Origin of the sequence: Planococcus maritimus (genome assembly GCF_001687625.2) — a bacterium.
Lineage (GTDB): Bacteria > Bacillota > Bacilli > Bacillales_A > Planococcaceae > Planococcus > Planococcus maritimus.
In genome coordinates, this window is record NZ_CP016538.2 from 1,171,828 (window position 1) to 1,191,096 (window position 19,269).

Sequence of the window (19,269 nt, forward strand, 5' to 3'; positions counted from 1 at the left end):
ATGTCAAAAAGCAAAAGAGGAGACGTCTGGCTTGGTGCTGCCGGGCTAGTCGTAAATCAAAAGAATGAATGGCTCGTTGTCAAAAAGCGTTACGGCGGGCTACATGGCAAGTGGTCATTGCCAGCGGGATTCGTCGAAAAAGACGAAACCGTGGATCAAGCAGCCTTAAGGGAGGTTAAGGAAGAAACCGGTATTGATTGTCGCTTGCTCGGTATGATCGGCTTTCGCTCAGGTGTTATTAAGGGGAGAATTAGCGATAACATGGCAGTTTTTTTGTTGAGCCCAATTGAGGATGGTCAAGCCATTCAGGCACAGCAAGAAGAGCTGTACGAAGCTGCCTGGCGTACCCCTGCAGAGTTATCAATCGATGAAGACGCTTCAGTCATGCTGCACGAGATGGCTTCCTATATCGTTGAAGAGGGCTTCGAGCCGATAGAAGATGTCGACCCTGGACATATCTTTGGTTATACCGACTACAAATTATTTTTCCGACATAAATAGCCTTGAACTAATTAACAGATTATTTTGAAATAATAAGAAAAAAGAAGTATAGAAGAGAATAAATGAGAAAAAGGCGTTTGTATCCGTTTACAAATAGCCTTTTTCATTTGCGGCCTTTTGCGATACGTGATATATTACCAATTATCAGAATATTAAAAACAACAGAGGAGGTGTTTCGTATGACAGTCTTCAAGAAAAGAGCAACTAGCAACCATTGCCCTTACTGCGCGGGCCAAGGATATTTCCAATTGCGATTGGGCGGCTCCGAAACGTGCTCCTGCTGTTCAGGATCTGGAAAAAACAAATAAACTATGAACACACAAAAGAGCAGCTATGCAGCTGCTCTTTTTTCATGGACTGCGCTCTTCTGTGACAAAGTCATGAATACTGTTCCTCCACATTGAAAGGGGCTTGGGTTTCGGGTAAACTGAGGAAAGGAATAACGGAGGTTAGAGTCCATGAACAGTTCATTTACTATTGTCCAATTGATCATTTCCATCTTACTTTTTTATGTAATGTTTTTCGGCATCGGCTTTCTGTTGAACATGCTGCTGCGTATGACGTGGCTCATGGCAGTTGTCTATCCGGTTGTCATTTTGCTCGTAATAGACGATGTCGGTGTGTTTGATTATTTTACGGCTCCAGGCGAATCCTTTGCCATGCTCGGAGATACAATCCGTTCGTTGACGGGCAGCGATATTGCGGTCCTGACAGCCGGTTTTCTCGGGGCAGTTACTTCGGGATTTGTCATGAAAATATTGCGCAAGATGGGGTATCAAATGTTTTGAGCCCGATTATCAAAAAAGCCGGTCCGCAAATTTGCGGGCCGGCTTTTTTTTAGAGCATGCTATAGAAGACGACGGACAGCGCAATTCCTGTCAGTGCCCCCATGAACACTTCACTCGGTTTGTGGCCGAGCAGCGTCTTGAGTTCCTCTATTTTCTCTTCCTCTTTTTTGGATGGCCATTTGCGGGTTTCTTCCATAAAGTTATTCAAATCCTGGCGCAAGCGATTGATGGTCAATGCCTGTTGCCCGGCCTGAAAACGAACCCCTGTCGCATCATACATGGTGATGACCGCGAAAAGGGCGGATACCGCGAAGACAGTCGACGAAATGCCTGCCTCATAGGCGACTGCTGTCGTCAATGAGGTCACGGCAGCAGAATGTGAACTCGGCATTCCGCCGGTCGATGTGAAAAGCCCCCAATTCAATTCTCGTGTAACTGCATATTGAATGGGAATTTTAACGAATTGGGCGAAAAAAATCGCAAACAACGCGATCATTAATGGCGTATTTGATAAGAGTTCCATTTGGCCAACAGCCCCTTCCACATAAATTCCGTACAGAAAGTATATCATATGCCTGTCCTGGCACGCGCTTCATGCCACTATTCCGGAAGCCGAAGGAATGATACACTGAAGATGCAGCTAAAAGGAGGATACCTATGGAAATCAATGTATTGAAATCAACTGAACACAACGAAGCCGAAATTTTGATTGTCGGCTTAAGCCGTCACCCTGAAAATGCGGAGGGCTGGAAAGAATTAGAGAAGCGCTTTGATGGCCGATTGGCACAATGGATCAAAGCCGGCTTGTCATTCGATTCGAACTCGCTGAGCATTTACCCGACCTTGACAGGCGACATCCCGCGTGTGTTATTTGTCGGCATCGGCGACCGGAAAAAATTGACCGCAGACGATTTGCGCCGTTCTTTTGGCATCGCAGGCAAGCGGCTCGTCAAAGAAAAAATTCGCCATGCCGCCATCTACACCGCTTCTTTCGAAAATGGGGAAGTGAACGGGGAACAAGTCGCGCATGCTGCGGCTGAAGGTATTCAAATGGGCGCTTACCGATTTGCCGATTACAAAACCAATTCCAATGAAGTAGATCATCGACTTGAATCACTGAGCTTTTTGACGGATCAGTCGGTAGATGCGATCCGCCAGGCAGCATTTGTCGGAACAGTTCATGCAGAGGCCGTCAACGAAGCAAGAACGCTCGTCAATATGCCGGCTAATATTCTGACGGCAACGGCAATGGCTGATTACGCACGAGATCTCGGTGAGACTTACGGTTTTGAAACAGAAATTCTTGGCGGCAGCGAAATCGAAGAGCTTGGAATGGGCGCACTTTTGGCCGTCAACCAAGGTTCTGTTGAAGAGCCGCGACTGATCGTCATGAAATACAAAGCGACAGATAAGTTTGAAGCACCGATAGCTTTGGTCGGAAAAGGCATCACTTTTGATACGGGCGGCTATTCGCTCAAGCCGAAAGACGGCATTGTCGGCATGAAAGGGGATATGGGCGGAGCGGCCGCTGTGCTCGGCGCCATGCGTATTATCGGTGAATTAAAGCCTGCTAAAGATGTGGTAGCGGTCATTGCTTCTACCGACAATATGGTATCAGGCGATGCCTTCAAACCGGATGATGTCATCACATCGATGAGCGGCAAGACAATTGAAATTCTGAATACTGATGCTGAAGGACGTCTCGTATTGGCGGATGCCGTCACGTATGCCAAACAGCTCGGAGCAAGCCAAGTGGTGGATGTGGCGACGCTTACAGGCGGTGTTATTGTTGCGCTCGGTAAAGACAAAACGGGCGCATTGACGAACGATGAGGCGTTTTACAGCAAACTAGTAGATGTCTCAAAGCAGGCTGGGGAGTTTGTTTGGCAATTGCCGCTTACTGAAAGCGATAAAAAGCGGCTGCGCAAAAGCGATGTCGCAGACTTGAACAATTCACCCGGACGCGATGGGCATATGATATTCGGTGGTGGTTTTGTCGGTGAATTCGTTGGGGATACCCCGTGGATCCATCTCGATATCGCCGGAACATCCCACGCTGATGGAGCGTACGATCTGGGCCCTGCTGGAGGCACTGGCGCCATGGTCAGAACGCTGGCATTATTTGTGGAGAAGTTGGGTCACAAGGAATAAAAAAAACTGCAGCCAAATCGGCTGCAGTTTTTTTATTCGTTTTCTAGTTCTTCCTGCTGGTTGTTTTTGCGTTTTTCAATTGCTGTGCCCATATCGTCGCGCACGGTTTCTTCTGCGACTTTGATGCCTGTCATATAAGCAGCGCGGCCGATCAAATGGCCGGCGACGGGCTGTGTGATGAACAGAAAGGCGATAGCAATGACCATCTGGGTGTTGAAAATATCTTCCTTAAACCAAAAATGGACGAAGGTTCCGAGTAAGATGGACAATACACCAAGTGTCGAGCTCTTAGAGGCTGCGTGTGTCCGCGTATAGACATCCGGGAGTCTGATGAGCCCGAGGGCGGTGACGGCGCTAAATAGGACGCCAGTGCCGATTAAAACGATAATTAAGATATCAACGAGAATCTCGATCGAAAATCTCCCCTCTCTCTAGGAATTTCGCAAAGGCGGCAGTTCCGATAAAGGATAGAATACTCATCAGCAGAATGACCTCGAGGAAAAATTCTGTCTCAATGATCATCGACAATAAAGCAACAATCGATACGAGCGTCACGCCAATTGCATCGAGTGCAACAACGCGGTCTGCAACTGTCGGACCTTTAACGAGGCGGAACAATAAGCCAGCAAACGATATGCTGACGATGAACAGGGAAACCCAATAAAACATCATCATGTCCGGCTCACCTCCTGTATTGCGCGCTCAAACGTGTTCTTGATAGATGACACAGCGGAATCGATGTCCTCAAAATCCAAGGCATGGATGTACAGGCGTTTTTGGTCTTCGGAAATTCCGATGACCAAGGTCCCTGGTGTCAAAGTGATTAATGCTGACAGCAAAGTTACTTGCCAGTCGTTATTGAGTTCGGTTTCCATTTCAAAAATGGCCGGTTTGATGTTCATATTCGGGCTGATGACGATGGATAGCACCTGAATACTTGATTTGAAAAGCTCACGTAAGAATAACAAGAACAGCGAAATCACTGCCCAGATACGCAGGACGTATAGCCGTTTTGAAAAGAAGCGGCGCATCAGGATGATGATGCCAAGGCCGACCAAAAAGCCGATAACGAAGCCGGAAGGAGTGAACGACACGGTCATAAACATCCAGACGAGCGCCAGGAAAAAATTCAATAGAACTTGTAAAGACATATTGACCTACTCCTTTAATACCGCGTCAATATAGAGCGATGGGTTCAGCAGCACTTCACCTGCGTCCGAAACGAACGGCATGAAGAGTTCCGCGCCGGCGCCGAGCACAACGGTCAAGGCGACGAGTATAGCTGTCGGGACGAACATGGATAGATAATGTTTACGGTCAATCGAAACAATCTTCGCTGGCTCGCCCCAGAATGCATAGATGAAAATGCGCACGACACTGAGCAAGACCAGCAAGCTAGTCGCCAGAATCACCAGGCTGCCCCAAAAGTGGGTGCCTTCAAATCCACCTTGGACAATCAACAGTTTGCCCGGAAACCCGCTAAGCGGGGGAATGCCGGCAAGGCCGAATGCCGCAATGAGGAAGGTCCAGCCAAAGAGCGGATAGCTCTTGATCAAACCACCCATCTTGCGTAAATCGCTAGTACCGAAAATGACTGTCAAGATGCCCACCAACAAGAAAAGAGCCGCTTTGATCAGCATGTCGTGCACCAAATAGAAAATGGACCCTTCGACACCCGCCTCGTTCATTTGCGAGATGCCGAATAAGATGACGCCCACTGCGATAATGATGTTGTAGATAATAATCTTTTTGACATCAAAATATGCAAGGGCGCCGATGCAGCCAGCAAGGATTGTCAAAATGGCGATGATCGCCAGCAACTCATGGGTAAATCCAATATTCATCGTGAAGAACAGTGTATAAGTTCTCATGATGGCATAGACGCCGACTTTCGTCAGCAACGCGCCGAACAAGGCAAGAATGGCCATAGGCGGGGCAAAGTAAGATCCAGGCAGCCAGAAGTACAATGGGAAAATCGCCGCTTTAAAGCCGAAGACGACCAAGAACAAGACAGCAATAACTGTCAGGATGCCGACAGCTTCAATTTCTGGAATCTTGACAGCCAAATCGGCCATATTGAGTGTGCCGGTGACTGAGTACAGATAAGCGACAGCGGAAACGAACAATGCAGATGAAATGATGTTCACGAGCAAGTATTTGATGGATTCGCGCAGCTGTGGCTTTTCACCGCCGTGAACGATCAATGCATAAGAAGCCATCAACAACACTTCGATAAAGACGAATAAGTTGAAGATATCGCCTGTCGTGAACGCACCATTGACGCCGGTCATCAAGAACAAGACAGCTGGATAATAGTACGATTGCTCCCGCTTTACACCAATCGTTGGGATGCTGTAGAACAGCACGAACAACGTGACTAGTGTAGAACTGAGCACCAATAGCACCGACAACATATCGGATACCATGGAAATGCCGAACGGGGCAGGCCAGCTGCCGAGCGTCACGGCTTGAATGCCATCAGTAGAAACTTTTGAAAACAAGAACAGTGCCGAAACGAGTGTCGCACTAACACCGACAATCGCCACAGTGCGCTGCATGGACAATTTTTTCGGGAATAGCATCAAGATAGCGGCAAAAATCAACGGGATAACTATTGGGAATAAGGCTAAGTTACTCATAATCTTCTGTACCTCTCAATAGCTCCATATTGTCAGTGCCAAGTTCCTGATACGCTCGATAGGCGAGCACTAAGAAAAATGACGTGACCGCGAACGAGATGACAATCGCTGTCAGGATAAGTGCCTGTGGCAGGGGATCGGCATAATCACTTACCGAAACCCCATCCGCCACAACAGGCGGCGCCGTGCCGCCAAGGCCACCCATTGTTAACAACAATAGGTGCGCACCATGGCTCAAGAGGCCAGTGCCGATAATGATGCGGATTAAACTTTTCGATAGCATTAAATATACAGCCGCCATAAACAATAAGCCGATGGCAACCGACATGACTATTTCCATTATTCATCCTCTCCAATCGTTTGAATAATGGTCATCGTTACTCCTACAACAACCAAATAGACACCTAAATCAAATAACATTGCCGAGTGCAGAGAAGTTTTCCCAAACAGCGGCAAATCGAAATAATCGTAGGCATGTGTGAAAAATGGAACATCAAAAACGATCGATGCGCTGGCAGTTGCGATAGCAATCAACAAGCCGACCGCAGTCAGCACGACGTAATTGATCGGTACAATCTTTTTGACGGTCGGAAGGTCAAACGCCAGCATCAATAAGACGATGGCACTAGCGGTTAACAACCCTCCGACAAACCCTCCGCCAGGCGTGTAATGACCGGCGAAGAAAATATGGACAGCAAACATCAAGATGATGAAGGTCACCACTTTCGTGGCGGTTTGAAGCATGACATCATTTGTTCTCATGCTGACCCTCCTTTTTTGTGAGGCGAAGGCGGATCATGGTAATAATCCCAATGCCCGCAATGCCAAGCACGGCAATCTCGAACAAAGTATCAAATCCGCGGTAATCGACAAGGATGACGTTAACAATATTGCCGCCACCTGCTTCTTTGTACACGGTTTCTTTGTAGAATTCAGAAATCGATGGCAAAGCTTTTTGTGAATGTGCCGACAAGGCAACTAAGGTCATCGTGACCCCGACGCCAAGTGCGACAAGTGCATTGCCGAAACGGAATTTCATGCGTTCTTCTTTGCGGCTGATTTGCGGCAAATGATAGAACGCCAGCAAGAACAAAGCGACTGAGATGGTTTCGATGACAAGCTGTGTCAGCGCCAAGTCAGGTGCGCGGAAGATAACAAACAATAAGGCAACAGAATAGCCGACGGCCCCAAGTGCGATAATCGCAGTCAACCGGGACTTGGCACCAAGAATTGTCAAAGTGGCACCGACCATCGCCAGTAAGATGACGATTTCGTAGACGCCAATTGGCGCTAAATTACTAAAATCGACTTGGAACGCTTCGGTCAAGAACAGTGTCAGCAAAACGATGAATGTCATAAAGCTGAACATATAAACGAGATAGGACCGGATAAATCCTGTCATGTAAATGCGGGAGAAGCGGTTGGCCCCTCCGCCGCTAAGCAGCATCATTTCATCATAAAGACGATTCAGTGACACAGCGTCCGGATACAAGTCGTAAAGGCGCTGCCATTTGCGCAAGGTCCAGAACATCAAGCCGCCGATCGAGAAAATACCGAGTGCCATGAACAACTCTGTATTGAATCCATGCCAAGCTGCAACGTGAATGTCGACGTTTTGCGGCGAGTCATAAAGGAAGGGCTGGATAGCCGCAACGGCTGGCTTCACGAGCCAATCGCCAATCAAGTTCGGAATAAAGAAGATCAAGACGACAAGCGCGGCCAAGAACACTGGCGAAATGAGCATGCCGATTGGCGCTTCGTGCGCTTGTTTTGGCAATTCTTCCGGCTGATGTTTGCCGGCAAATGTATGGAATACGAAATACAAGCTATAGATGAACGTGAAGACCGATCCAATCCAAGCGACGATCGGGAACAACACCCACCAGACGTCCATCGAGAACATCTCGAATTCCTGAAGCGACAGCATCGCCGTCAAGAACATTTCTTTACTGAGGAATCCGTTGAACGGGGGAAGACCCGCCATGGACAAAGAACCGATCAAGGCGACCGTGAAACTAACTGGCATCAAACTCATCAAACCGCCGAGTTTTCGGATGTCGCGTGTTCCTGTCTCATGGTCGACAATGCCTGCAATCATAAACAGGCTGCCTTTGAACGTTGCGTGGTTGATTAAATGAAAAATCGCCGCGAACGCTGCGTATTTTAAGTAGGTTTCAGCCGCATCTTCGACATGGTAAGCCGCTGCAGCGACACCGAGCAAGGACATGATTAGCCCGAGCTGGGAAACAGTCGAGAATGCCAAAATCCCTTTCAGGTCTTTCTGCTTTAAGGCGAAGAATGAAGCCCACACCATCGTGAACAATCCAACACCAGCGACGAGCCACATCCAAACTTCAGATAAAGCGAAGACAGGGGTCAAGCGAGCGACCAAATAAATGCCCGCTTTAACCATCGTCGCCGAATGGAGATAGGCGCTGACAGGCGTCGGTGCTTCCATCGCGTCCGGCAGCCAGATATAGAACGGAAATTGTGCAGATTTCGTAAATGCGCCGAGCAGCACAAGAACCAATGCCCAGATGAAGAAATCATGCTGTGCAAGCTCAGGTGCCTGTGCGATCAATTCGCGGATGGAATACGTGCCGCCCATGATGCTGAGAAGAACAAATCCACCGAGCATCATCAAGCCGCCAAAGACGGTAATCATCATCGACTTTAATGCGCCGAAACGAGAACGGTCGCGCGTATACCAATAGGCGATCAATAGGAATGAGGAAATCGAAGTCAATTCCCAGAACAAGTACAGTGTTATCAAGTGATCCGATTGCACGACGCCGAGCATGGCGCTCATGAAGATCAAGAGATACACATAGAAATTATGTAATTGTTCGCGGTGCTTGTCCAAATAGAAAATCGAGTAAAGTACGACAAGCGCGCCAATTCCAGTAATCAGCAAAGTGAACAATAAACTCAACCCATCGAGATATGCAACAAAGGCGATATCGAGGGAAGGGATCCAGGAAAATTCAGATACATAAGTGCCACCTTCCATAACTGAAGGAAGGCGAGTGGCGTAGTATGAGAACAGAGCTGCCGGAACCAGCAAAACGAACCAGCCTGTATGAATCTGGCCGAGTCGTTTAAATAGCAGCGGAATAAATAGCGCTGCAAGGATCGGTATGAAAATTAGAAATACAAGAGACAAATGAATCCTCCTTCCAAAGTGATACGTGATGAGTTTCTAATTAAAAAGTATAACGCATTCAGAGCGGATTTGCACCGCACACCCTTGCGATGATTGAAAGCGTGTCTTTTGATTTTGGTGTTTTGTAATAGGAAGAAACTCTTCGATCTGAATATTGCGAATATAAAAAGAGGCTAAAAAACCGGTTAAAGGCAACTGCCTTTAACCGGTTTTTTCCAGTTGGTTTATGAATGTTTCAATTCCTGCTCCAATAACACATCCTCAAAATCTTGGTCAGGTTGTTTTTTCGTATACCATAAAAAGACGAAAGCCAAGATGAATAAGGTACCTGTCACGATAAAGACAGAAGAAATGCCGATAAAGCCACTGACGATTCCGCCGAACATCGGCCCGACGATATTGCCAAGAAAACGGAAGCTCGTATTATACCCCATGACTTCGCCTTGGATATCAATCGGCGCTTCTCGGCGCATCAAGGCGGTGGTGGTCGGAATCATGCCGCCAACTGCGATACCGAAGAACAAGCGTAGAACAATGAGCTGCCACAATTCGGTAACAAAAGCTTGCGGGATGATGAAGACAAACGCAAGGAGCAATAGCAAGCCGAGAATTTTCTCATAGCCGACTGAGTCTCCAAGCCGTCCCCAAAGCCTTGCGAACAGTAAATTGCCGACGCCTGTCGCACTAAAGGTGACACCTGCGAGAAAAGCGACTTGTGCCGTGCCTTCCGTCAATTCCGCGACATATAAAGACAATAAGGGCTGAATGCTGAAATTGCCGATTTGAATCAACGCAGTAATGATCATGACATTGAGCAGCAAGCGGTGATGCAAAATGCCATGGATGACGGTGCTGCGTGCATAGACGTGCGCACCTTTTCGTTTCGGTTTGCGGATTTCCTTTAGACCGAAGACAACGAACAAGGCAGCGATGCCGATGATCGTAGCGGTAATGAGAAACGTATAGGTAAAGCCGAATGCATCTGCCATCAAACCGCCGATGACCGGCCCGAACAAAGTGCCTGACACACTGCCCATCTGGAGCGTGCCAAGTGTTTTACCGGCTGTTTCTTTTGTTGTCTGGGAACTGACAAATGCAAGCGAAGTCGGGATGAATCCCGTCACGACGCCCATAAACAACCTAATCATGAACAAACCTAAGACGGAGTCGGCTGTCCCCATCAAGAAAATGCTAGTAGCGATTCCGAAGCCGTTAATTATTAAAATAGGCTTGAAACCGTATTTGTCCGCAATGCGCCCCCATACCGGCGACATGAACAATGCCGCAACAAAGGTCACACCGAACACCAGCCCCGACCAGCGCTGCACGTATTCATCCGAAAAGTTGCCGAGCGATTCGATATACAAGGATAAAAACGGCATGATCATTGTGGTGCTTCCAGCGACTAGGAAATTGGTGAACATAATGATGTAGAAATTTCTTTTCTGAGTATCCAGTTGGAACCCCTTCTTTCTGAAACCGAAACTCTTCCTATATTATATAATAGTTCGTTACCCGAAAAAAGCAGAATTAATTACCGCTGTATTCTGAAAAATTCTATGCTAGAATAAAGCGGGGTGAAACGAAATGAAAAAGAGTATATGGTCAGGACTACTTCTAGTCTGTGCAGTTGCGTTAGCGGCTTGCGGGAATTCTGAAGAAGAGCCACAAGGCTATCCGCAGCTTGAAAAAGGTATTACGGAAGAAACTGTAGTAGAGATGACGACATCGGAAGGCACGATGCGCATCCGCCTATTCCCAGAAATTGCACCGAAAGCGGTAGAGAATTTCCTTGGGCATGCCGAATCGGGGTATTATGAAGGCATCATTTTCCACCGTGTCATCGAGGACTTCATGTTGCAGACCGGTGACCCGACCGGCACAGGGGGCGGCGGCGAAAGCATTTACGGCGAGCCGTTTGAAGACGAATTCAGCGATCGGCTGTTCAATTTCCGCGGCGCCTTGTCAATGGCGAATGCCGGCCCTGGGACAAATGGCAGCCAGTTCTTTATCGTCCAGGCTGATGGAATTGAAGCAGGCAGCGCCTCTGATTATCCAGAGGAAATCACGGCCGCTTACGAAGAAATGGGCGGGACACCTTGGCTAGACGGGATGCATACCGTCTTTGGACAAGTTGACGAAGGCATGGAGGTCGTTGATAAAATTGCCGCTGTCGAAAAAGGAGCAAATGACAAACCACTTGAAGACATCGTCATCGAATCAATCGAGATCATCGAATAATAAGAAAAAGCTATCGCTTCAAGCGATAGCTTTTTTGTGTTTCAAGTGAACGCGCGGACGATCCGGCTGATGCCATCTTCTAGGGTTTTTGTAGGGCAGGCAATGTTCATGCGCAAGAAACCACGCCCGGCTTCACCGTATTTCGATCCCGGCTCAAGCGCCACTTTTCCTTGTTCGAGCAGGCGCTTCATGGCTTCGTCTTCCGTGAGGCCAAGTGAACGATAATCAATCCATAATAAATACGTCGACTGAGGCTTACGGATTTTCAAACCAGGCACTTCCCGTTCGAGCCGATTAACCGCATAATCGATGTGATGAGCTAATACCTCTAGCAATTCATTCAGCCACGGTTCGCCTTGCTCATACGCCGCTTTCCATGCCACAGGCGCAAACGCATTCAAAGACCCGGTGCCATGGGCTTGCATATGTTGCTCTAAACGGCTGCGTTTGTCTGGGTCTGGAGTGACAATCATGGCGGCTTGAATACCGGCTAAGTTAAAGGTCTTCGTCGGGGCAATGCATGTGAAGACGCGATTCCGTTCGTTCCCAGCAAGTGATAAGAGCGGCAGGTGGGTTTCGCCTGTATGGATCAAGTCGCTATGGATCTCATCCGACAAAATCAAGACTTCGTGGCGTGCACATAACTCGATGATGTGCTGCAAATCTTCCGCAGTCCAAAGTTTGCCGCCAGGGTTATGCGGGTTGCATAAGATAAACAAACGAGATTGTTGGAGCTTGGCTTCGAAATCAGCCCAGTCGATCGAATAATCGCCGCCCTGTTCGATGAGTTCGGAATACAAGACTTCACGCCCCAGGTTTTTCGGGATGGAGAAAAACGGCGGATAGACAGGCGGTGTCACTAATACAGAATCGCCTATTTCTGTAAAGACATCGATGATACTGGCCATGGCCGGGATGACGCCCTGATGGAACAGCATCCAGTCGGTTTCAAGTGTTAACCCGTGGCGTTTTTTAAACCAATCCGAAGCCGCCGTCTTGCACTCCTCGCATATATATGAGTAACCGAAAATCGGATGTTCCAATCGCTCTCGCAAAGCGGCAGTCACTGGAGGGGGAGCCGGAAAGTCCATATCCGCCACCCACATAGGCAAGATATCGGATGCATCTTCGATTCCATAAACACTCTCCATACGCCCCCATTTTACCGAACGGGTTTTTTTGCGTTCATGCACTTGTTCGAACAAATTCAAAACAATCTCCTCATTTCTTTTTGGTTTCTATGATATTATAGCTGGTAATGATACAGGAATGATAGGTGAAGGCGATTGAATACGGTGGAGATGGATAAAAGAGCGCTAAGGATTATCGAGGGATGGGATCCTTTCTCGCTCAAGACAATCGAATACCAGGCAGAAGCGGCTCAAGTCATTAATAAGCTGCACGATATTGACCACCCGTCAGATTTAGGGAAGGCGATTCAAGGGATATACGAATCATCTTTTAAATTGTGGATTCCACTGGAAAAGTGCGTGGAAGTCTCATATAAGTTACTCGCTGTAAAATACGAAGCGAAGCACATTATTTAAAAAGGCCAAAATAAAAAAGCTCCGGCACATTGCCGAAGCTTTTTTATTTGGTAGTTTCCAGCCCATCTAGCAAGTTGGAAGCAGGTACTTCGAGTGCATTCGATAGCACGAGGATCGTTTGGACGGATGGTACTTCTTCGCCACTTTCATAGGATTCAAGGCGTGCTGTGCCGATACGTGTCTTCAAGGACAAGTCATCGAGCGACAAATTGCGTTCTTCCCGCAGCATTTTCAATTGGGTGTGCAAATCTTTTTTCAAAGTCATACACTCCTTTTCTTAGAGACTTCCTTCTAGCTCCATCATACCACGGGGAAGTCAAATGTTGCATAAAGAGTTGTGGCATTTTTCGAACAAAGGGCTCACGAAAAGATATTAATGATGCCATTGATGAATACGACGATAATGGCAGCTGGCGCTACATAGCGCACAAGCACGCGCCATACTTCCACCCACGACTGTTGCTGGGTCAATTCGTTGTGCGCATCTTTATTGCTCAGAACATATCCCGCAAACAGGGAGGTGAATAATGCGCCGAGCGGCAAACCGATACGGCTCGTCAAGATGTCGACAAAGTCGAAGAAGGTATATCCGAAGAATACAGGTTCGCTCATGACGCCGAACGACAATGCGCTCGGAATGCCGACGACGAAAATGGCCAAGCCGATAATGAATGCCAAACGGCGGCGGCGATCGTATTTGTTTTTGACGGCGATCGATACAGTGATCTCAAGCATCGAGATGGATGAGGTCAAAGTCGCGAACAATAGCAGGATAAAGAAGATGATGATCAGGAATTGCCCCATGAACAATTGGTCGAAAATGGCCGGCAAAATAATAAAGACGAGCCCGGGCCCCTGATCCGGTAAATAATCAAGTGCGAATACGGCCGGGAAAATGATTAAACCGGCCATGATGGAAATGACGATATTCAAGGTGACGACACTGACGGCCGAACGCGTCAAATTCTCGGATTTCTTCAAGTAGGAAGCGTAAGTGATCATGCCGGCAACACCGACACTCAAAGAGAAGAACGCTTGACCGAGTGCCACTAGCGCCGTTTCGAAATTGAAAAACGACCAGTCAGGCACGAACATGAACCGCACGCCTTCCATCGCCCCGTCGAGTGTCAAGGAACGAATCATCAAGATAACGAAGAATACGAGCAATGCCGGCATCATGATTTTGCTGGCACGTTCGATGCCGCCTTTAATGCCGCCTTGGACAATCCAAATGGTTAAGGCCATGAACGCTGCCTGTGCAATCAGAACTTCCAATGGACTGCTGATGATGCTGCCGAACAGCTCGGCGAAATCAGCATCGCCAAGCCCAGATAATTGTAAAGTGATGGCTCGGACTAGATACGATAGCACCCAACCTCCGACGACGCTGTAGAAAGAAAGGATCAAGAAAGAAAAAATAAATCCGGACCAGCCAATCAAATACCACGGCTTTCCGGGTGCTTGTTTTTTGAGTCCGCTGACGGCGTCTGCTTGGCCGCGGCGCCCGATGACAAATTCAGCAAGCAGGACCGGCAAACCGATCAAGACGGTGCTAAGGATGAACAGCAAAATAAAAACGCTGCCTCCGTTTGCGCCGGTTTCATATGGGAACTTCCAGATCGCCCCGAGGCCGATAGCGCTGCCGGCTGCTGCGAGAATGAAACCGATCTTGGATGTCCATTGTTCACGTGCTTTCATAATTGGTTCCTCCTAAATCGATTGGATTTCACTATTTTACACGAGCCCCCCAGAAAAAAATAGAATTATTTAAGAAGGGATTGATTTTCTTCTGTATAATAGAAATAAAAGGAAATTCATGAGAAAGAGAGCTGATGGGGAGATGGACGAAAACAACAATCCGGTAAGTGGAACGAACGAACCAACGACACAGCTAGCAGAAGAGCTTAGGCGGTTCGCTTACCAAAATGGCATGTCTGCGGACCGCACGAATGCCTTTATTCAAAATGTCTGGGAATCTGTGGGAAACCTGGATGCAGCGGACGATACGGAGTTGTATTTCTACCGGGCTGCCGCAGAACAACTGGCACAATTTCCCGATTTGCAAAACGATGGGAGTTTGATCGGCTTTCAAGAAGATCGGGAAAGTCATTTTGCGCTGCAATCATTGCCGTTCAATCAACGGATAGCGACCGTTCTCTATTTGGTGAATGGGAGAAATCTATCTTTTGCCGCACAGGTACTACAACTAAATGAACCCGAAATGCTCAGTTACATAGACAGCGCAAAAAGCGAATTAGCAATGAAGTTGGCCGTTGCAGATCAACAAGAACTTCTCCAACGGCTTGAATTCCTGGAGAAATCTATCAAACGGCTCAAGCTGCCGGATAGGGAAATGCTGATGGAAGATCATATCAGCCCGGCCGAAGCTCCGCAACCACAAGTGCCAACAGCGAAAAAGCCGGCTATTTGGATAGTGGCAGCTGCGATCGCCATGCTTGCCGGAGTCGTCGGCGCGTCTTTTTTCTTCGACAGCTTCCGCCTGCCATCCGCCTCTGAAGCAACAGCAGGGCAATTGACACAGGAGATGGCAGAAGAGATGGAACAGCAGTATGAAGAAACGCGGGAAAATGCCAAACAACGTCTCGGCTTGGAAGAAGAGGAATTCGTCGAGTTTGCTTACGTCGCTGACGCGGACGAAGAAAAAGACCGTTTATTCAGCCGCAGCGAGCTAAAGCAGCACGAAGATGATGCGGAACTTTTTACTCAACAGGTGGAAGAACTGCTGTGGAGGATTGAAACTCCGAAAGGAATGACCGAATCCTTGGTGAACTCTGGTCATATGCAGACCGACGAAATAGACCGATTTATGCAAGTGTACTTGGAGAAAACAAATGAACTGCAAGGTTTTGCGGAGGGCATTTTAAAAAATAATGAAGATCAATTGCCCGCTGCATCTGAGCATTACGGAGAACCCCAGTTATTAATAGAAGATATTCCGGATGCATCAGCTGAATTGCAGCAATTGCTTACTGGCTGGAGTGAATACGGGTTGCGCTTTCGTCTGACAGAGCCTGATAGAATGTACTTATTGATCAAGGATACCGAATCATTGCAGTGGCTACCGCAATTCCAGACGCATCCATTTGCGCATATGTATCTAGAAATCTTTGCCGTCTATCCCTATTTTGATGAGCAGGGCTGGCTAGTGGAACCGTTCCAGCTCTCCAATGAATTTTACAAAATGCTTTACCTATTGGTTGAAGAACCGACCGATAGCAAACTAAAAGCTGAAATCGAAGTCATATATGAACAAACCGTTTGGCAAATCTTGAAAGGCGCAGAACAAGATATTTATGCGGATGGTGTCGTTAAACCTGAAATCCGCGAGTTTTGGAAAACGCTGACTTACCATGACGCATTGGCGGCCATCCTGATGCCGGTGATTAACGAAATGGAAGACAGCGGCTGGCAACATTCCGCTTTCTTGGACAACTTAGAATACGGCGACAGTCTGGAAATTCTTAAGCTCGCACAGCAGGGAGAGCTCGGTGAAACTTTGCCAAATGGCGATTTTCAAGTGGAATCGGAAATGGTGGACTTGGCAGATTTCGATTACAATCGTGTGAAAGAGCTGTATACGCGTTTCAAAAAATCGCATGATACGAATTTACTAGCCGGTGTTCACCCCTTAGACATTTACTTTCTTTATTTCTACGCCAACCATGAGAAGGACCCAGAAACGATGTACCATCTTTTAGCTGACAGTGAGCTCAAGCCAAGCTTAGAAGAGTATATGGTTGATTGGGAACCGATTCCTGAATTGACGGAAACTGCATTATGGGTAGAGATTCGGGAAGAAATGACACAGCGCATCTACGAGAAAGTGATGATCCACCCGTCGGTGATGTACGAAGAGCAGGATATTGGATTTCACCAATCCAATCCGCTTCAGCCAGCATTGGTGACTGAACGTGACCAGATTTGGCTGATCCAATACGAACTGCAAGAATTTTCACAGGGATCGAACCCTGAACTGCAAAAACGTGGCTTGGAAGCCTATGAATTGTTGGCAAACAATAAAGCGCTGCCGGATGACACACGCCCATTTGTCATCGCTTATGCTTTATTGCACGCGATTGATAACGAGAACATAGCGGTTGCCAATAAATTGCTCCAACCAGGAGTGGAAGAAAGGGAAGCAGAGTTTTGGCGTAATTTTGCCAGTAGCCATATGGTCGCCGGATTCGAAAATATGACAAGTATGTCGTTTGCTGCGACAGATTTAAATGTTCTCGACCAAGTGGATGCGAATTTGCAAATTAGCTACGAAACGGAGGAATCCGAAGTCTGGCACGAACAACTGATGATGGTCTTGACGCCTGAAGGCTGGCGCTTCGAGCTATTTCCTAACTACTGATTTTACTCTTACAAGGAACCTGTGCTATAATATACAGATGCCAATAGGTGTACAGTAATTTAGATAAAGACTAGGAGCGGTTAACTATGACAAACACGTATCAAACAGGAGATAAAGTCTCCGGCAAAGTAACAGGAATCCAGCCATACGGTGCATTCGTTGCACTTGACGACCAAACACAAGGACTTGTCCACATTTCAGAAATTACGCACGGTTATGTGAAAGAAGTCAGCGAATACTTGTCTGTTGGACAGGAAGTAGACGTAAAAGTATTGGACGTCGATAGCAAATCGAAAAAAATCAGCTTGTCGATCCGCGCGTTGCAAGAACAGCCGCCGGCAGCTCAAAAAAGTGAAAAGCCACGCCAATCACTTCAGTCTCACGTGAACGAAAGCGATTCTGAAGGCTTTAACACATTGAAAGATAAGATGCAGGAATGGATCAAACGTTCTGGCCAATAAGTCTATAGCAAAACGCCCAATCGACCTTACGTCGATTGGGCGTTTTTTTTGATTTTCCGCAGGCGGTATTGAAGATTCTGTCGGCTCATGCCGAGTGCCTGGGCGGCTTTTGTTACATTGCCCCGAACAGGTCCATCGCCTTTTCCAAGTAATACATTTCCGCCTCCTGCAAGTATTCCTCTAAAGGCAGCAAATCCTTGTCGGTGCGGACCAGGAAATCCTCCGGCTGCAGCGACCCGCTTTGTGTTTTCAGTTTAAAATGGTGGGGCAGCATCGAAGCTGTCACCGTTTCCTGTGTCGTCACAAGCGAGGTAATCTCATCGAGCAGCAATTCGAGTTCTTTCAAATTGCCTGGCCAATCATACCCGAGGAATAATTTCTTCACTTCGTCTGATAAGGAGCGAATGACTGATCCGACTTTCATTCGGTGCCGTGAGAAATAATCATCGACAAAAGGAAGGATGTCTTCTTTTCTATGGCGTAATGGTTCCACTTGAATGGTCATCGCCGAGAAGAAATAATACAAATCTTTCACCAATGTATTGGAAGAAACCAATTCGACAGGATCATCCCCGACACTTGCCACAAAATAACACTCACCGGCCATGTGTCGCTCGACTACCTCAAGCAATTGCAGTTGCAATGCGCGGGGCAACAAATCGATGCGTTCACAATAAATCGTTCCGTGCTGCATGCGTTCAATTTCCTCACCCAATTCATCGATCAATCGGCCGTCAGTGCCATGGCAATACAAAATATGCATCGGAAGTTCAGAATCGTGTGCAGAATGGATAGCTTCTGCGAGCAGTTCTTTTCCTGTGCCGGATTCGCCTACTAATAATACGGGGAGTTTAGCCGCAGCCGCTTTTTCTGCGCGGGCAATGATGTTTTTCATACTGGCAGATACGGCAGTCAGACTAGCAAACGTGATTGGCTCTTCGTATTTTTTCAAAGGTTGATAAATGACCCGTTCGAGTGTCGTCACATCACGCGCCAACTCAATTGCCCCGATTAGTACATCATGATCGAATACCGGATAACTATCGTTAATCGTAGTGATTTCTTGTCCCTTACGGTTCCAATAGGTTTGCTTAATGTTCAAAATCGGCGTTCCGCTTGTCAGCGCTTTTAGCAAGGTGCTCTGCGTTTGATCAAAACGAAACATCTCTAACAGCGAACGGTCGGTTAATTCCTGAAAATCGAAACCTTCAATCTCTCGCATCTTGCGATTATATAAAATGGTTTTCCCTTTGCTGTCAATAGCATGTATCCCTACTGCCACATGGTCTCCAGCGAATTTATAAAAAGGGGCCAAGTCTATTTGCTGTTCGTTCATAGCCTTCACTCCAAAATTTTTTTGACTTTTTAGATTAAAACACTTGAAAAACGCAATAATCTTT

General features: G+C 47.3%; 22 protein-coding genes. 8 read left to right on the forward strand and 14 right to left on the reverse strand.

Annotation, left to right across the window (positions count from 1 at the left end):
* From BBI11_RS05860 to BBI11_RS05865, 3 genes are all read left to right on the forward strand, one after another.
* Nucleotides 1-501: an NUDIX domain-containing protein gene (locus BBI11_RS05860; RefSeq protein WP_068461457.1), complete on the forward strand. Its 501-nt coding sequence runs from the start codon at nucleotides 1-3 to the stop codon at nucleotides 499-501.
* 179 nt (nucleotides 502-680) lie between these two features.
* A complete protein-coding gene (locus BBI11_RS16465) occupies nucleotides 681-809 on the forward strand; it encodes a YuiA family protein (RefSeq protein WP_167358149.1) in 129 nt (42 codons plus the stop codon).
* A gap of 150 nt (nucleotides 810-959) precedes the next feature.
* The gene (locus BBI11_RS05865; RefSeq protein ID WP_068461459.1) at nucleotides 960-1,289 is read left to right on the forward strand and encodes a YuiB family protein; all 330 of its coding nucleotides are present in this window, start codon (nucleotides 960-962) and stop codon (nucleotides 1,287-1,289) included.
* 49 nt (nucleotides 1,290-1,338) lie between these two features.
* Here the strand turns inward: BBI11_RS05865 and BBI11_RS05870 are convergent, their stop codons facing one another.
* The gene (locus tag BBI11_RS05870) at nucleotides 1,339-1,812 is read right to left on the reverse strand and encodes a divergent PAP2 family protein (protein WP_058381190.1); all 474 of its coding nucleotides are present in this window, start codon (nucleotides 1,810-1,812) and stop codon (nucleotides 1,339-1,341) included.
* Nucleotides 1,813-1,946: 134 nt separating this feature from the next.
* On the opposite strand from BBI11_RS05870, the gene BBI11_RS05875 reads away from it, so the two are divergent.
* Entirely contained in the window at nucleotides 1,947-3,440 is a 1,494-nt protein-coding gene (locus BBI11_RS05875) for a leucyl aminopeptidase (protein ID WP_068461461.1), read from the forward strand.
* Nucleotides 3,441-3,472: 32 nt separating this feature from the next.
* On the opposite strand, the gene mnhG is transcribed toward BBI11_RS05875, so the two are convergent.
* The 8 genes from mnhG to BBI11_RS05915 all read right to left on the reverse strand — a co-directional run bounded on the left by mnhG (nucleotide 3,473) and on the right by BBI11_RS05915 (nucleotide 10,699).
* The gene (mnhG, locus tag BBI11_RS05880) at nucleotides 3,473-3,853 is read right to left on the reverse strand and encodes a monovalent cation/H(+) antiporter subunit G (RefSeq protein WP_083389019.1); all 381 of its coding nucleotides are present in this window, start codon (nucleotides 3,851-3,853) and stop codon (nucleotides 3,473-3,475) included.
* Nucleotides 3,837-4,115: a Na(+)/H(+) antiporter subunit F1 gene (locus tag BBI11_RS05885; protein WP_068461465.1), complete on the reverse strand. Its 279-nt coding sequence runs from the start codon at nucleotides 4,113-4,115 to the stop codon at nucleotides 3,837-3,839. The genes mnhG and BBI11_RS05885 overlap by 17 nt, the downstream gene beginning before the upstream one ends.
* A complete protein-coding gene (locus BBI11_RS05890; protein WP_068461467.1) occupies nucleotides 4,112-4,591 on the reverse strand; it encodes a Na+/H+ antiporter subunit E in 480 nt (159 codons plus the stop codon). The genes BBI11_RS05885 and BBI11_RS05890 overlap by 4 nt, the downstream gene beginning before the upstream one ends.
* Before the next feature lie 6 nt (nucleotides 4,592-4,597).
* A complete protein-coding gene (locus BBI11_RS05895) occupies nucleotides 4,598-6,079 on the reverse strand; it encodes a Na+/H+ antiporter subunit D (RefSeq protein WP_068461469.1) in 1,482 nt (493 codons plus the stop codon).
* Nucleotides 6,072-6,419, reverse strand: coding sequence for a Na(+)/H(+) antiporter subunit C (locus BBI11_RS05900; RefSeq protein ID WP_068461472.1), 348 nt, complete (start codon nucleotides 6,417-6,419; stop codon nucleotides 6,072-6,074). Before BBI11_RS05900 ends, BBI11_RS05895 begins: the two co-directional genes overlap by 8 nt.
* Nucleotides 6,419-6,841 carry a Na(+)/H(+) antiporter subunit B gene (locus BBI11_RS05905; RefSeq protein ID WP_068461474.1) on the reverse strand — a complete coding sequence of 141 codons (423 nt, stop codon included), beginning with the start codon at nucleotides 6,839-6,841 and terminating at the stop codon, nucleotides 6,419-6,421. The genes BBI11_RS05900 and BBI11_RS05905 overlap by 1 nt, the downstream gene beginning before the upstream one ends.
* Nucleotides 6,828-9,242, reverse strand: coding sequence for a Na+/H+ antiporter subunit A (locus tag BBI11_RS05910; RefSeq protein WP_068461476.1), 2,415 nt, complete (start codon nucleotides 9,240-9,242; stop codon nucleotides 6,828-6,830). Before BBI11_RS05910 ends, BBI11_RS05905 begins: the two co-directional genes overlap by 14 nt.
* 224 nt (nucleotides 9,243-9,466) lie before the next feature.
* Nucleotides 9,467-10,699 (reverse strand): MFS transporter, encoded by a 1,233-nt coding sequence (locus BBI11_RS05915; RefSeq protein WP_068461477.1) that lies wholly within the window; start codon nucleotides 10,697-10,699, stop codon nucleotides 9,467-9,469.
* Nucleotides 10,700-10,829: 130 nt separating this feature from the next.
* On the opposite strand from BBI11_RS05915, the gene BBI11_RS05920 reads away from it, so the two are divergent.
* Nucleotides 10,830-11,483 carry a peptidylprolyl isomerase gene (locus BBI11_RS05920; RefSeq protein ID WP_068461479.1) on the forward strand — a complete coding sequence of 218 codons (654 nt, stop codon included), beginning with the start codon at nucleotides 10,830-10,832 and terminating at the stop codon, nucleotides 11,481-11,483.
* A gap of 41 nt (nucleotides 11,484-11,524) precedes the next feature.
* Here BBI11_RS05920 and BBI11_RS05925 read toward each other — a convergent pair whose 3' ends face one another.
* Nucleotides 11,525-12,694 carry a MalY/PatB family protein gene (locus BBI11_RS05925; protein ID WP_068461480.1) on the reverse strand — a complete coding sequence of 390 codons (1,170 nt, stop codon included), beginning with the start codon at nucleotides 12,692-12,694 and terminating at the stop codon, nucleotides 11,525-11,527.
* Between the two features lie 90 nt (nucleotides 12,695-12,784).
* Here BBI11_RS05925 and BBI11_RS05930 point away from each other — a divergent pair, with 90 nt between their 5' ends.
* The gene (locus BBI11_RS05930) at nucleotides 12,785-13,030 is read left to right on the forward strand and encodes a DUF1871 family protein (RefSeq protein ID WP_068465628.1); all 246 of its coding nucleotides are present in this window, start codon (nucleotides 12,785-12,787) and stop codon (nucleotides 13,028-13,030) included.
* Between the two features lie 43 nt (nucleotides 13,031-13,073).
* Here the strand turns inward: BBI11_RS05930 and BBI11_RS05935 are convergent, their stop codons facing one another.
* Together BBI11_RS05935 and BBI11_RS05940 are read right to left on the reverse strand one after the other, a co-directional pair.
* Nucleotides 13,074-13,289, reverse strand: a complete 216-nt coding sequence (locus BBI11_RS05935) for a helix-turn-helix domain-containing protein (RefSeq protein WP_171900955.1) — start codon at nucleotides 13,287-13,289, stop codon at nucleotides 13,074-13,076.
* Nucleotides 13,290-13,390: 101 nt separating this feature from the next.
* Nucleotides 13,391-14,728, reverse strand: coding sequence for a sodium-dependent transporter (locus tag BBI11_RS05940; protein WP_068461482.1), 1,338 nt, complete (start codon nucleotides 14,726-14,728; stop codon nucleotides 13,391-13,393).
* A gap of 118 nt (nucleotides 14,729-14,846) precedes the next feature.
* Here BBI11_RS05940 and BBI11_RS05945 point away from each other — a divergent pair, with 118 nt between their 5' ends.
* Nucleotides 14,847-17,408 (forward strand): hypothetical protein, encoded by a 2,562-nt coding sequence (locus BBI11_RS05945; RefSeq protein WP_156889042.1) that lies wholly within the window; start codon nucleotides 14,847-14,849, stop codon nucleotides 17,406-17,408.
* 86 nt (nucleotides 17,409-17,494) lie between these two features.
* Complete coding sequence (gene yugI / locus BBI11_RS05950) at nucleotides 17,495-17,869, forward strand: S1 domain-containing post-transcriptional regulator GSP13 (protein WP_068461486.1); 375 nt, start codon at nucleotides 17,495-17,497, stop codon at nucleotides 17,867-17,869.
* Between the two features lie 26 nt (nucleotides 17,870-17,895).
* On the opposite strand, the gene BBI11_RS16710 is transcribed toward yugI, so the two are convergent.
* Both BBI11_RS16710 and BBI11_RS05955 read right to left on the reverse strand, forming a co-directional pair.
* Nucleotides 17,896-18,045 (reverse strand): helix-turn-helix domain-containing protein, encoded by a 150-nt coding sequence (locus tag BBI11_RS16710; protein ID WP_335645552.1) that lies wholly within the window; start codon nucleotides 18,043-18,045, stop codon nucleotides 17,896-17,898.
* Nucleotides 17,982-19,205 (reverse strand): AAA-type ATPase lid domain-containing protein, encoded by a 1,224-nt coding sequence (locus tag BBI11_RS05955; protein WP_335645543.1) that lies wholly within the window; start codon nucleotides 19,203-19,205, stop codon nucleotides 17,982-17,984. The genes BBI11_RS16710 and BBI11_RS05955 overlap by 64 nt, the downstream gene beginning before the upstream one ends.
* Nucleotides 19,206-19,269 lie beyond the last annotated feature (64 nt).

Bases quoted from the DNA above. Each gene is read 5' to 3' on its own strand.
- BBI11_RS05900 (WP_068461472.1), bottom strand. From the start codon at position 6,419: ATGGAAATAGTCATGTCGGTTGCCATCGGCTTATTGTTTATGGCGGCT.
- BBI11_RS05885 (WP_068461465.1), bottom strand. From the start codon at position 4,115: ATGATGATGTTTTATTGGGTTTCCCTGTTCATCGTCAGCATATCGTTT.
- BBI11_RS05930 (WP_068465628.1), top strand. From the start codon at position 12,785: ATGGATAAAAGAGCGCTAAGGATTATCGAGGGATGGGATCCTTTCTCG.
- BBI11_RS05860 (WP_068461457.1), top strand. From the start codon at position 1: ATGTCAAAAAGCAAAAGAGGAGACGTCTGGCTTGGTGCTGCCGGGCTA.
- BBI11_RS05905 (WP_068461474.1), bottom strand. From the start codon at position 6,841: ATGAGAACAAATGATGTCATGCTTCAAACCGCCACGAAAGTGGTGACC.
- BBI11_RS05920 (WP_068461479.1), top strand. From the start codon at position 10,830: ATGAAAAAGAGTATATGGTCAGGACTACTTCTAGTCTGTGCAGTTGCG.
- yugI (WP_068461486.1), top strand. From the start codon at position 17,495: ATGACAAACACGTATCAAACAGGAGATAAAGTCTCCGGCAAAGTAACA.
- BBI11_RS05865 (WP_068461459.1), top strand. From the start codon at position 960: ATGAACAGTTCATTTACTATTGTCCAATTGATCATTTCCATCTTACTT.
- BBI11_RS05875 (WP_068461461.1), top strand. From the start codon at position 1,947: ATGGAAATCAATGTATTGAAATCAACTGAACACAACGAAGCCGAAATT.
- BBI11_RS05870 (WP_058381190.1), bottom strand. From the start codon at position 1,812: ATGGAACTCTTATCAAATACGCCATTAATGATCGCGTTGTTTGCGATT.
- BBI11_RS05945 (WP_156889042.1), top strand. From the start codon at position 14,847: ATGAGAAAGAGAGCTGATGGGGAGATGGACGAAAACAACAATCCGGTA.
- BBI11_RS05940 (WP_068461482.1), bottom strand. From the start codon at position 14,728: ATGAAAGCACGTGAACAATGGACATCCAAGATCGGTTTCATTCTCGCA.
- BBI11_RS05955 (WP_335645543.1), bottom strand. From the start codon at position 19,205: ATGAACGAACAGCAAATAGACTTGGCCCCTTTTTATAAATTCGCTGGA.
- BBI11_RS05895 (WP_068461469.1), bottom strand. From the start codon at position 6,079: ATGAGTAACTTAGCCTTATTCCCAATAGTTATCCCGTTGATTTTTGCC.
- BBI11_RS16465 (WP_167358149.1), top strand. From the start codon at position 681: ATGACAGTCTTCAAGAAAAGAGCAACTAGCAACCATTGCCCTTACTGC.
- BBI11_RS05890 (WP_068461467.1), bottom strand. From the start codon at position 4,591: ATGTCTTTACAAGTTCTATTGAATTTTTTCCTGGCGCTCGTCTGGATG.